This is a genomic window from Clostridium mobile, assembly GCF_018918285.1.
Taxonomy (GTDB): Bacteria; Bacillota; Clostridia; order Clostridiales; family Clostridiaceae; genus Clostridium_AW; species Clostridium_AW mobile.
In genome coordinates this window covers 106099-119577 of record NZ_JAHLQF010000001.1, presented here as the reverse complement: position 1 = coordinate 119577, position 13479 = coordinate 106099, and the positions used below count along the sequence as shown (strand labels likewise).

The window sequence follows — 13479 nt, the reverse complement described above, 5'->3', positions numbered from 1 at the left end:
TTCTATAAATAGGGGGCAAAATCCTTCTTTTTGAGCAAATTTATTATAATACATTTATATAAAAATATAAATTTCTACTTTTCGTATATCTAGCAAAACTACATTTGAAGAATTTTAAAATTTATTTTGTTGCTAAAAATCGAAATATATGTTATAAATAATTAAATGTAGAATAACAGGGTTATAATAATAAAATTCTATATAACATGTCAAATCTCCTCCCCTATGTCAATTAATATATCAATTGAGAATAGATATCAAACACAGAGTGAATTACCATTATCTGTATCTATATACAGACTATATTGATTGATACAGTTGGAATGGAATTAGTTGTATAAATATACCAATTAATGTAATTAACAATTGTTGATATTAACGTGGGTAATTATTAATTTATTAAACTTACACATTTTGGGAATAACTATGTGAACAATTTTATTTATCAGTTAAAAGTAAAGATTGAAAAAGAAAATCAAAGGAATGAATGTTGTTATTGGAAGAAATCATAGTAATAAAATAGAAGAAATAATAATGATGATAAAATAATAGTAAAATAAAAGGGACTTTGCATAGCAAAATCCCTTTAACTATTCTTTTTTTAAAATTTTTACCGCTTAAAGCATTCCTCTATACTTCATAGCAATTGCTAGTTTATTTATAGCATGCATATAGGCGGCTTTTCTCATAGGTACATTATGCTCTTCTTTTAATTGCCAAACTTCATTGAAAGCTTTAACTAAAGTTTCTTCTTCTTTATTCTTAACATCCTCTTCTGACCAGTAGTATCCATATAAGTTTTGTACCCATTCAAAATATGAAACTACAACTCCGCCGCTATTAGTTAAGATATCAGGAGTTACTAATATGCCCCTTTCAAATAATCTGCGATCAGCTTCGGGTGTTATTGGGCCATTTCCCCCTTCACATATAACCTTAGATTTTATTAAATCAACATTATCTAATGTAATTGAATTTTCTAGAGCTGCAGGAACTAGAATATCTACATTTAAAGCCCAGAATTCATTCATATTTAATTCTTTAGTACCAGGTAAATTTATTAAAGTTCCATTTTCTTTAAAATATTTTAATGCTTCTTCAATATTTATACCTTCTTCATTATGTACTGCATAAGCCCCCTTCTCTCTGCTCCATTCAGCTACACTAACTATTTTAGCGCCTAATCTTTCTATATTTAAAGCTGAATAACTTCCTACATTACCGAAACCTTGTATGGCAACTGTTCTTTCTTTTATATCTATGTTCAATTTCTTTAACGCTTCTCTAGCTGTTATGGCAACTCCTAGTCCTGTTGCTTCTGTTCTTCCTTCTGATCCGCCAATTTCTAATGGCTTACCAGTGAAAGTACCGCAAGAATTATATCCAACTAACTTATTGTATTCATCTACCATCCAGGCCATTATCTCACCATTAGTATTAACATCAGGTGCTGGAATATCAACCTTTTCTCCTATTAACTTATAAATACCCTTAACATATCCTCTGCTTAATTTCTCAAGTTCACCTTTGGAAAGAGTTTTAGGGTCAACTATAATTCCGCCCTTTCCTCCACCATAAGGTATTCCTGTTATAGCGCATTTAAATGTCATCCAAGTTGATAATGCTTTAACTTCATCTAGGTTTACTCCTGGATGAAACCTTATTCCCCCTTTAGTTGGACCTAAAGAATCGTTATGTTGAGATCTGAAGCCTTTAAATACTTTTATAGAACCATCATCCATTTTTACGGGTATATTTACTTCTAGAACTCTCATAGGTTCTCTAAGGAGCTCATATACATTTTCGCTTAGTCCTAGACTTTTACAAGATTCTTTTATAACTGATTGAACATTTTCAAAAGGATTTAAATTTTCCTTTGTCATTTTTGATCTACCTCCAAATTTTTAAAAAAAGTTGTGTCTGTTAGTGTATACTAAATTCAAATTTATCTAATATAAATATTCGATATTATTATACAAAATTCCTTTTAAAAAGATAAAAAAATTATAAAAAATTATACAAATATAATAAATTCGTATAAAAGATATATAAAAATATAAAGATTTATACGTTAATAGATACTTTTACTCCAAGGACATCTTTATTTTCCTTTAATAATGGATTCACTACTTCATTGATAAAGTCTATTACTTGATTTGGCGCTCTTCCTATAAATCTATCTCCATCAATTAGATTCATGATTTCTTCTTCTGTTAAATTAAAACTACCATCTTCAATAATTCTCTTAATTAAATCATTATCTAATCCATCTATCTTAACCCTTTTAGCAGCTTCCATAGAATGCTTCCTTATTTTCTCATGTAAATCCTGTCTGTCTCCCCCTCTTTTAACCGCTTCCATCAATATATTTTCAGTGGCCATAAAAGGTAGTTCATTTTCAATGTGCGATTTTATAACTTTTTCATAAACTACTAAGTTACTACAAACATTCAAGTATAGGTTTAATACACCGTCTAGGGCTAAAAAACCCTCAGGTACCGCAATTCTTTTGTTTGCAGAATCATCAAGGGTCCTTTCAAACCATTGAGTAGAAGCTGTAATAGCAGGGTTTAAAGAGTTTACTATTATATATCTTGACAAAGCGCTAATTCTTTCGCATCTCATAGGATTTCTTTTATAAGCCATGGCAGAAGAACCAACTTGTTGTTCTTCAAAAGGTTCTTCTATCTCTTTCATGCTTTGTAAAAGCCTTATATCATTACTAAATTTATATGCACTTTGGGCTATTTGAGACAATGTATCCAGTATGTAAGAATCAACTTTTCTCGGATAGGTTTGACCTGTTACATAAAAAGGTTTATCAAACCCTATTTTCTTTGTTAACATAGTATCTAATTCCTTAACCTTATCTTCATCCCCATCAAAAAGCTCCATAAAACTGGCTTGTGTTCCGGTGGTGCCTTTAACACCTCTTAATTTTAATGAATCTATAATAAAATTAATATGCTCTACATCCATTATTAAATCTTGAATCCAAAGAGTTGCTCTCTTACCCACGGTTGTAAGTTGCGCTGGTTGAAGATGGGTGAATCCTAATGTAGGTAAACTTTTATGCCTTAAAGCAAATTTAGAGAGCTCAAAGATTATATTTATAATTTTTTTCTTTACTATAATTAGAGCTTCTTTCATTATTATCAAATCTGTATTGTCTCCTACAAAACAACTTGTAGCTCCTAGATGAATTATTCCTTTGGCCTTTGGGCATTGTACTCCATATGCGAAAACATGACTCATAACATCATGTCTTATTTCTTTTTCTTTTTCCTCTGCTATATTGTAGTTTATATTATCTATATTGGCCTTTAGCTCTTCAAGCTGCTCATCGGTTATATTTAAACCTAACTCCTTTTCGCATTCTGCAAGAGTAAACCATAATTTTCTCCAAGTTCTAAACTTCTTTTCTTCAGAAAATATGTAACTCATTTCTTTTGAGGCATATCTTTTACTTAATGGACTATAGTATAATTCTTTCATGAGAAAACCTCCTAGCGCACATAATACATAATTATATCATATTCATTTTTATTGTATGATACAATTGTATTTTTCTTCATATCAAAGTTCGTTTTCAATGGGGTTCTATATTTATTTAAGTACTAATATAATCTAATAGGAAGATTATTATATGATATGGGGAGGAAATTATGTACAAGTTTAATTTATTTGACAAAATAGCTTTAATATTAGTACTAATTGGTGCACTTAATTGGGGATTTTTAGGATTATTTAATTTAAATTTAGTTAGTGCTATATTTGGAGAACCTGCTAACTTCTTATCAAGAATAATATATATACTTGTTGGAGTTTCAGGAGTGTACTTATTATTATTGCTCTTTAAGATGAAAAAATACTCAAAATCGTAACATAAATAAAAGGCTCATAAAGAGCCTTTTATTATTGCAATGATTCAATTAATTTAGATACTTCTTCTAATGCTAATACTTCATCATCTCCAGAAGCAGAAAGAGTTATTTTTCCGCCTTTTGTTACTGCTAATGATAAAACGCCAATTAAACTTTTAATGTTAGCGCTCTTACCATTGAACTCCATAAATATATCAGACTTAAAAGATGATGCTTTTTTAACTAATAATGTCGCTGGTCTTGCGTGCAAACCAGTAGAACTATTTACTATTAATTCTTTACTAACCAATTTATATCACTCCTAATAATTCATGCTAATATTTACAGCTTTATTATAATTTTATTATAGCATCATTTAGGTATATTTTAAACCTGAAGTTTATCTATAAACTCCTCTAATCTATCTAAACCAACTATAATGTTTTCCATCGAAGTTGCATAGGATATTCTTATATAATTATCCAATCCAAATGCTATACCTGGAATAGCAGCAACTTTACCTATGGTTAATAATTTATCACAAAAATCTAAGGAACCATTTATTTTTTCACCTTCAATATATTTGCCAATTAATTTTGATATATCTATAAAAGCATAGAAGGCACCTTTAGGTGGAATTAAATCTAGTTCATTAATTTGTGCAATTCTTGTTATTACGTAATCTCTTCTCTTTTTAAACTCTTCTATCATATTATATAATGGAGTCTGATCCCCTTTTAGTGCTTCCAAAGAAGCGTATTGAGCTATTGAATTTGGATTTGAAGTCATATGACTTTGTATATTACTCATTATTTTTATTATCTTTTCGTTACCAGCAGCATATCCTATTCTCCAACCAGTCATAGCATAAGATTTAGACATACCATTTACAACTATAGTCCTTTCAAAAGCATCTTGATTTAAACTAGCAATGCTTATATGCTTATCTCCGTCATATACGAGTTTTTCATACATTTCATCTGATATAATAATTAAATTATGCTCTTTTGAGAAATTAGCAAGTTCTATTAGCTCATCTTTAGTGTAGACATTTCCGGTAGGATTATTAGGACTATTTATAATAATAGCTTTCGTCTTATTGGTGATAACTTTGTTAAGATTATCTATAGTATACTTATAACTGTTAGCTTTTTCTCCTTCTACAAAAACAGGTCTAGCATCGGCTAATTTAATCAATTCAGGATAGCTAACCCAATAAGGTGTTGGAACTAAAACTTCATCACCAGGATTTAATATGGCAAGAAATAAATTAGCTAATGCTTGTTTACCACCAGTGGATATTATAATTTGAGATTTATTATATTCTAAGTTATTTTCTTTATTAAATTTTTCTATAATGGCTTCTTTTAACTCATCAATACCTGAAGCAGGTGTATATTTAGTAAGACCATTTTTCATAGCTTCTATTGCTGCATTCTGTATGTTTTCTGGAGTATTAAAATCTGGTTCTCCTGCTCCGAATCCTATAATATCAATGCCATTGGCCTTCATTGCTTTAGCCTTTGCAGTAATTTCAAGTGTAATGGATGAAGATATATTTTCTCCCTTTCTAGATAATATCATACTAGCACCTCCGTAAATAAATGAATATAATTAAATAATACATAAAAGTTGTAAAAAATGCAATTTTATTTTTATAAGTAATTCATTTTTTGTATTTATTCTTTAAAAATATTATAAAACCCAGGATAAATAGAAATTTTTATCCTGGGTTTATTGCATATTTTATTTAGCTTCTAGATACAAAAATTACTCCAACTATTATAAATAGTATGCCTATTATTCTCAAATAAGTTATATTTTCTTTAAATAAAAAATATGAGAAAAATAGCACTATTACATAGCCTAAGCTTACCATTGGATAAGCATAACTTAATTCCACTTTACTTAATACTTTGATCCAAATAAGAAAGCTTACTCCATAGGATATGATTCCCACCATTAAAGGAACATTTTTTAATATGTTTACAAAAGTGTACATAATTTTATCTATAGAAAAATTTATATCTAATTTACTTGCTCCTAATTTTACTAATACTTGACCTAAAGAGCTTAATATAACCGATATAAGGATTTGCCATATCATAAACTAAAACCTCTCTTTAACATATAGAATAATTTTTGATAAAAACATGTAGATAAATAGGTCATAGTAAAAATTAAGGGAAATGAATACCTTGGTTGTCCTTCTGTAAGAAAATATACACAAGTTATCATATAAAATAATACCAGTGAGTATAAGCTAAACTTATTAATTAAACGGGTATTTTTAGTAAAAATACAATATAGTATATATACACTATATATTAAAACAAATAAAATACCTGGATAAAATATCAATGCTTTAACTGCACTAGAAAACATAAATATATAATACTTAGCGCTATCCGATAAAACACTATTGTACATAGTATAATATGAGTCTCCAGCAGCAGCATAAGTAACTTTTAGTCTAAGTAGTCCTAACTCTATAAAGTCCTTAGGATGAGATTTTATCCATTCTTTAGCAGCGCTGCTTAACATCTTATTCTTTTTAGTCATATTTGAGTTTATATATTCTTCTGTTTTAACTATAGAGTTCTCTACATCTTCTGCAGGCATCCACGTACCATGATTATTTTGTGAATTGTTGTTTATATATAGTACTATACCACCATTATTTGAAACCCAAGTAAGCTCACCAGTTAATTTACTATTTCTATAGATCCAAGGAGATAATAGTATAATTGATGTTATAAATATTATAAAAGCTTTTTTAAATGAGTCAATAAACTTACCTGTAGAAACTAAGTTTACTACAAATATTAAAAAGGCATATAATATATAAAATGGTTTTACCATTGTATTTAATGCGGTAAGTATACCTAAAATTAAATATTTACCCTTAAAGTCTAATAGATATATATAAGTACACCATAGAATTATATTAGTAAACAGGATTTCTGTTCCCACCAATATGCTATAGTAAATATTTAATGGGAAAAATACAAAAACAGTGAATATGATTTTTTTAGTTTTTTCTTCTATAGACAATCTTCCTAAAATTTTATACACTAGAAAATAATTTATACAGGTTAATATTAAATTAAATATTTGTGCATTCCGTACACTTGCTCCAAATAACTTGAATATCCCTCCTAAGATTATTGGATATCCAACGGAAGTATATGTATCCCCCCAAGCCCCACCTTGAGAAATTTCAACAGCTAAATTATAATAATATTCAAAATCGGAAAATGGAGTAGCTTTAATAAAAATACACCATAAACTGCTTAGTAAAATTCCTAAAACTGATATTTTAAAAAAATATGATTTATCCTTTTTAGTATTTGTATAATATAAAGTTTCTAACATTTATACCCCTCCATTATAGTTTAAAATAAATTATTGTTAATACACTTATAATCCATAGTAAAATATTTATTAAGAAGGGAATATCCTTTGTAAAAACATCTTCAGGTTTACCACCTAAGTTCTTAGTAATCATTAAATATTGATATCTAAATATACCATAAAGAACAAATGGAATAGTGAACATCATACTTTGACGTTGCACTGAATTAAAAGTGTATAAGCAATAAGCAATTAGTATTGAAGGCGTTACTATAGTAAGCATATTATCTATTAGTTCTATAGAGTACTCTTCAAGAATTTTTCTATGACTACTGCTACCATTTTTTAATGTAATTATTTCACTCTTTCTCTTATTTAAGGCTAGAAACAATGACAATAATATAGTACATAATAGAAGCCAAGGAGATATAGGTATTTTGGTTGAAACACTGCCTGCTTCAACTCTAAGTACAAATCCTAGTGTGATGGACATAACATCTATTATCACTACATTCTTAAGCTTAAATGAATAGAAAATATTCAATACTAAATAACCCATTAAAATGCTTAGTAGACTTAAGTTATCATAAGATAACCATATTACAGATACTAATAAAATTATAGCTAACAGAATAGCAGTCATTTTAGATATCTCGCCACTAGCTAAAGGTCTATATTTTTTTTGAGGATGTAACCTATCCTTTTCAATATCTACTAAATCATTGATTATATAAACAGTAGAAGATATTAAACAGAATAGTATAAAGGTTTTAAGGGTAATCAGTAACAAATCTATTTTAATAAAGCTACCAGAAAAAATCAAAGCTGCGAAGACAAAACTATTCTTAATCCATTGTTTAGGTCGCATTAAGCTTATTAAAGATTTTAAGTTCAAGTTTATTCCTCCTTTGTAAATGGTCACAACTATTAATGTATCATATATTTTACAAAAATAAAAGGACTTGATTGCTCAAGTCCCGAAAAACATATTTATCTAGGTTGTACAATTAATTTTATAGCTGTTCTCTCTTCCCCATCAATCTCTATATCAGTAAATGCTGGTATACACACTAAATCAATACCACTTGGTGCTACAAATCCTCTTGCTATTGCTACAGATTTAATAGCTTGGTTTAAAGCACCAGCTCCAATAGCCTGAATTTCAGCTCCTCCTTTTTCTCTTAAAACTCCTGCTAATGCACCTGCAACTTTGTTTGGACTTGATTTTGCTGAAACTTTTAATACTTCCATAATAAACCTCCTACTATACTTTAATTTTTAACTTTAATTATTATTGGTATTATTTATAATATTCTACACAATATGAAAAAATCCTTTTATTTTTGTAAAATTTCTAATTTTTACAAAACAAAAGGATTTATTTTCCAAATCATTTAATTATTTTATTTTGCATATTCAATAGCACGAGTCTCTCTTATAACATTTATTTTAATTTGACCAGGATATTCTAGTTCGCTTTCAATTCTCTTCACGATATTTCTTGCCATTTCGATTGACTCAGCATCATCAATTTCGTCTGGTTTAACTATTATTCTAATTTCTCTACCCGCTTGAATGGCATATGACTTTTCTACGCCTTCATATGAATTTGCAATTTCTTCTAATTTCTCTAATCTCTTAATATATGCTTCTAAGGTTTCCCTTCTTGCACCAGGTCTTGCAGCTGATATAGCGTCTGCTGCTTGAACTAGTATGCCTTCTAGAGATTGGAATTCTACGTCACCGTGGTGTGCAGCTATTGCATTCACTACGATTGCAGATTCATGATATTTTTTGGCTACCTCTGCACCTATTAGGGCGTGAGGACCTTCTATTTCATGATCTACAGCCTTTCCTATGTCGTGAAGTAAACCTGCCCTTTTAGCTAGTGTTGGATCAATTCCTAATTCAGATGCCATCAATCCAGCTAAATAAGCAACTTCAATAGAATGCTTTAATATATTTTGACCATAACTTGTTCTGTATTTTAATCTACCTAACAATCTTATTAATTCACTATGAAGTCCATGTACACCTGTTTCGAAGGTTGCCTGTTCCCCTTCTTCCCTAATGTCATTGTCAACTTCCTTTTTAGCCTTTTCAACCATCTCTTCTATTCTTGCTGGGTGAATACGGCCATCCATAATCAACTTTTCTAAAGCGATTCTAGCTACCTCTCTTCGAATAGGATCAAATCCTGAAAGTATAACTGCTTCCGGTGTATCGTCAATAATTAAATCAACGCCGGTTAGAGTTTCTAGGGTTCTGATATTTCTACCTTCCCTACCTATTATACGCCCTTTCATTTCATCATTTGGAAGACTTACTACATGAACAGTGGTTTCAGCCACATGGTCAGCAGCACATCTTTGAATAGCGTATGTAATTATTTCTCTTGCTTTTTTATCAGCTTCTTCTTTAGCTTTTGCCTCAACTTCTTTTATGATCATAGCAGATTCATGTTTAATTTCTTTACTTACTTCGTCTAGAAGTATTTCTTTAGCCTGATCAGAAGTTAGACCTGACAATTTTTCTAATTCTTCTCTTTGTTTAGTATACAAATCTTGTATACTGGATTCTAATTCGTTAAGTTCTTGCTGCTTTTTGTTTAAACTATCATCTTTCTTTTCAATCATATCAGTCTTTTTATCAAGCAGCTCTTCCCTTTGAATCAATCTTCTTTCTAATCTTTGTACTTCATTTCTTCTATCTCTGGATTCTCTTTCTAAATCATTTCTTAATCTATGAACTTCTTCTTTCGCTTCTAAAATAGCTTCTTTCTTTTTAGCTTCTGCAGATTTTTCTGCATCTTCTAATAATTTTTTAGCGTCTTCTTCAGCCTTAGATATTTTTGCAGCTGATACATTTTTTCTTATATAATAATTAACATATATAGCAATAATAAGTATAATAGCCATTGCTATAAGAAAAATAAGTTGTGATTGTTTCACATGAACACCTCCTTTGCTTTACTTGTTACATTATCTATTGTCCCTAAATACAAAAGCATAGAAAGGTGTCATATTATTCAAATGGATTTTTTCGCTAAACCAGATTTTGTCTTTATTTTATATTAATTTTGACATTATGTCAAGTTTAATATGCTTGCTATAACATGATTAGGTTGATATTTTATTTATCTTTTTCAACTTTATTTTTAGCGGGTTCTTTATCAGAAACAGGCTCTTCTACTTTAACAAGTGGCAATTCATATTTTTGTCTTATAGAGTTTTCAATTTCAAATAAAATTTGAGGGTTCTCTTTTAAAAATTGCTTTGCATTTTCTCTTCCTTGACCTAGTCTTATATCTTTATATGAGAACCAAGCACCACTTTTCTGTACAAATTCTTCTTTAACTCCTAAATCTAAAACATCTCCAGTTCTTGAAATTCCTTCGTTGTACATTATATCAAATTCTGCTTGTTTAAAAGGAGGAGCTACTTTATTTTTAGTAATTTTAACTCTTGTTCTATTACCTAATATATCTTCTCCTTGCTTTATTGAATCTATCCTTCTTACATCTAGTCTAACACTAGAATAGAATTTTAAAGCTCTTCCACCAGGGGTTGTTTCAGGATTTCCAAACATTATACCAACTTTTTCTCTTAATTGATTGATAAATATAGCAACGCATTTTGATTTATTTATGGAACCTGCAAGTTTTCTCAATGCTTGTGACATCAGTCTTGCCTGTAAACCTACGTGTGCATCTCCCATTTCACCTTCTATTTCTGCTTTTGGAACTAAAGCTGCCACAGAGTCTACAACAATTACATCAACTGCATTTGATCTAACTAGAGCTTCTGTAATTTCTAAAGCTTGCTCTCCGGTATCAGGCTGAGAAACTATTAAGTTGTCTATATCCACCCCTAGTCTTTTTGCATATGAAGGATCTAAAGCATGTTCAGCATCCACAAAAGCAGCAGCTCCACCAGCTTTTTGAGCTTCAGCTAATATATGCAATGCTACAGTAGTTTTACCAGAGGATTCAGGTCCATAGATTTCAATAATTCTACCTCTTGGTACTCCACCTATACCTAGAGCAACGTCCATTCCTAAACATCCTGTTGATACAGCATCTAAATTTAATATGCTATGTTCCCCTAATTTCATTATAGAGCCTTTACCAAATTGTTTTTCAATCTGCCCCATGGCAGCTTCTATCGCTTTTAATTTTTCATTATTCATAAATATCCCTTTAAAGGGCTCACCATCCTTTCTAAATTCGAACGTTTGTTCTTAATTATTATTATACAATACATTCTAATAAGGGTCAACTTATAAATAAAGTTCCTATTGCTAGGAACTTATTATTTTAATTATTACCAACTTTTAACTTTTTAAACTATGAAAAATCTATCTATCAGGTTTTATAGCTTCCTTATTTTTTACAAAGTAATCTATGCCTGAAACTATAGTTATAACTATAGCAATACCCATAGTTACTGCTACTAATATATCAAAATAGTGAGGAGGTATTTTTAATACATTAATAACGTCAAAGAATTCTTTGTTTAATGGAAGTAGTGAGACTATAATTGCTACAATTTGTGTTACTGTTTTAGCTTTTCCCCAAGGACTAGCCGCTATAACTATCCCTTCAGCTGCAGCTACGGCCCTTAATCCTGTTACTGCAAATTCTCTAGCTATAATAACCATAGCCACCCAAGTAGAAATCACTTGAAGTTCTACCAAAGAAACTAATGCAGCTGTAACTAATAGCTTATCTGCTAAAGGATCCATAAACTTTCCAAATCTAGTTATTTGGTTTCTACTTCTTGCTATGTACCCATCTAACTTATCTGTTAGTGCAGCTAATATAAAAATAGTTGTAGCTATAGTTTTACCATAAGGGATACCATTAACGGCAATAAAAATCAAAAATATAGGGATTAAAAATATTCTTATTATAGTAAGTTTATTTGCAAGATTCATGGCATACAACTCCTACTAAATCATATTCTAGGCTATCTATTATTTTTACATGTGCAATTTCACCTATATTAAATATTTTATCACATTTAAAATAAATTGCACCATCTATTTGAGGAGTCATTTCATAATTCCTTCCAATATAGTACTCTCCATCAAAACCATCTACCACAACATCAAACATCTTTCCAATTTTACTATTATTTAGATTCATAGAAATTTCTTTTTGAATAGCCATTATCTCATTACGTCTAGTTTCTTTAATTTCCTCAGGTATTTGATCTGTCATAGAAGCTGCCGGAGTGTCTTCTTCCTGTGAGTATTTAAATACTCCTAAATTATTAAATTTAACATTCTTTACAAGTTCTATTAATTCTTCAAAGTCTTCTGTAGTTTCTCCAGGAAATCCAACTATAAGTGATGTTCTTAAACATATATTATCTACTTTGTTTTTAAGGGAGTTAATAGTATTAAGTATATCTTCTTTTCTTCCTCTTCTTCCCATGGTTTTTAGTATATTATTGCTTATGTGCTGAATAGGTATATCTAGGTATTTACAAACTTTATCATTCTCAGCTATTGTTTTAATTAAGTCTTCTTCTATTTCTTCAGGATAGCAATACAAAACTCTAATCCATTCTAATTCATTTATTTTAGATAGTTCATTTATAAGATCACTTAACATCTTTTTACCATATAAGTCGATACCGTATCTTGTTGTGTCTTGCGCTACTAATATTATTTCTTTAGTTCCATTTTGCACTAAAATTTTAGCTTCATCTATTATAGCTTCCATTTTTCTGCTTCTGTACTTACCCCTTATCTTAGGTATAATACAATAAGTACAATGATTACTACAACCCTCAGCTATTCTTAAATATGCATAATGACCAGGAGTGGAAAGAGTTCTATCTCCTTCATTTATAGCATCATCACTATAATTACAAGAGGCTTCCTTATTGTTTTTTTCTAAATAATTGTTTATATATTGATCTAGCTTATCATAATCATTAACACCAACCATAATATCAATCTCAGGAAGCAACTCTTGGAGTTCTTTTCCATATCTTTGACTTAAACAGCCAGTTACTACTAAAGCTTTACAATTACCTTCTTTAAAGTTAGCCATTTCTAATATGGTGTCAATAGATTCTTGCTTTGAATCCTCTATAAATCCACAAGTATTAACTATAATTATGTCCGCTTCCTTTGGGTTATTTGTAAGAGTATTATTTTTTAATAACTTATTTATAAATATTTCTGAATCGATTCTGTTTTTATCGCAACCTAAACTAATTACACCAAACTTTAATTTGTCCATATGTGTTCC

The 13479-nt window shown here is 29.6% G+C and carries 13 protein-coding genes; 1 reads left to right on the top strand and 12 read right to left on the bottom strand.

The window, feature by feature from the left end; all coding sequences use genetic code 11:
• Positions 1–617: 617 nt before the first annotated feature.
• Both KQI86_RS00645 and purB read right to left on the bottom strand, forming a co-directional pair.
• Complete coding sequence (locus tag KQI86_RS00645; RefSeq protein ID WP_216437227.1) at positions 618–1883, bottom strand: Glu/Leu/Phe/Val family dehydrogenase; 1266 nt, start codon at positions 1881–1883, stop codon at positions 618–620.
• Positions 1884–2064: 181 nt separating this feature from the next.
• On the bottom strand, positions 2065–3495 hold the full coding sequence (gene purB, locus KQI86_RS00640) for an adenylosuccinate lyase (protein ID WP_216437226.1): 1431 nt from the start codon (positions 3493–3495) through the stop codon (positions 2065–2067).
• A gap of 170 nt (positions 3496–3665) precedes the next feature.
• Between purB and KQI86_RS00635 the strand changes: the two genes are divergently transcribed.
• Positions 3666–3884, top strand: coding sequence for a DUF378 domain-containing protein (locus KQI86_RS00635; protein ID WP_216437225.1), 219 nt, complete (start codon positions 3666–3668; stop codon positions 3882–3884).
• A gap of 31 nt (positions 3885–3915) precedes the next feature.
• Here the strand turns inward: KQI86_RS00635 and KQI86_RS00630 are convergent, their stop codons facing one another.
• From KQI86_RS00630 to rimO, 10 genes are all read right to left on the bottom strand, one after another.
• Positions 3916–4173, bottom strand: a complete 258-nt coding sequence (locus tag KQI86_RS00630) for an HPr family phosphocarrier protein (protein ID WP_216437224.1) — start codon at positions 4171–4173, stop codon at positions 3916–3918.
• Between the two features lie 77 nt (positions 4174–4250).
• The gene (locus tag KQI86_RS00625; protein WP_216437223.1) at positions 4251–5447 is read right to left on the bottom strand and encodes a pyridoxal phosphate-dependent aminotransferase; all 1197 of its coding nucleotides are present in this window, start codon (positions 5445–5447) and stop codon (positions 4251–4253) included.
• A 166-nt stretch (positions 5448–5613) separates the two neighbouring features.
• Positions 5614–5970 (bottom strand): SMR family transporter, encoded by a 357-nt coding sequence (locus KQI86_RS00620; RefSeq protein ID WP_216437222.1) that lies wholly within the window; start codon positions 5968–5970, stop codon positions 5614–5616.
• Complete coding sequence (locus KQI86_RS00615) at positions 5967–7238, bottom strand: ArnT family glycosyltransferase (protein ID WP_216437221.1); 1272 nt, start codon at positions 7236–7238, stop codon at positions 5967–5969. The genes KQI86_RS00620 and KQI86_RS00615 overlap by 4 nt, the downstream gene beginning before the upstream one ends.
• A 13-nt stretch (positions 7239–7251) precedes the next feature.
• The gene (locus KQI86_RS00610; RefSeq protein ID WP_425514353.1) at positions 7252–8085 is read right to left on the bottom strand and encodes a decaprenyl-phosphate phosphoribosyltransferase; all 834 of its coding nucleotides are present in this window, start codon (positions 8083–8085) and stop codon (positions 7252–7254) included.
• 122 nt (positions 8086–8207) lie between these two features.
• Positions 8208–8468 (bottom strand): stage V sporulation protein S, encoded by a 261-nt coding sequence (locus tag KQI86_RS00605; protein WP_027623485.1) that lies wholly within the window; start codon positions 8466–8468, stop codon positions 8208–8210.
• 152 nt (positions 8469–8620) lie between these two features.
• Entirely contained in the window at positions 8621–10135 is a 1515-nt protein-coding gene (gene rny, locus KQI86_RS00600) for a ribonuclease Y (protein ID WP_216438258.1), read from the bottom strand.
• A gap of 214 nt (positions 10136–10349) precedes the next feature.
• Complete coding sequence (recA, locus tag KQI86_RS00595) at positions 10350–11405, bottom strand: recombinase RecA (RefSeq protein WP_216437219.1); 1056 nt, start codon at positions 11403–11405, stop codon at positions 10350–10352.
• Positions 11406–11573: 168 nt separating this feature from the next.
• Complete coding sequence (gene pgsA, locus KQI86_RS00590) at positions 11574–12152, bottom strand: CDP-diacylglycerol--glycerol-3-phosphate 3-phosphatidyltransferase (protein WP_216437218.1); 579 nt, start codon at positions 12150–12152, stop codon at positions 11574–11576.
• A complete protein-coding gene (gene rimO / locus KQI86_RS00585; protein ID WP_216437217.1) occupies positions 12136–13470 on the bottom strand; it encodes a 30S ribosomal protein S12 methylthiotransferase RimO in 1335 nt (444 codons plus the stop codon). The genes pgsA and rimO overlap by 17 nt, the downstream gene beginning before the upstream one ends.
• Positions 13471–13479: the final 9 nt, after the last annotated feature.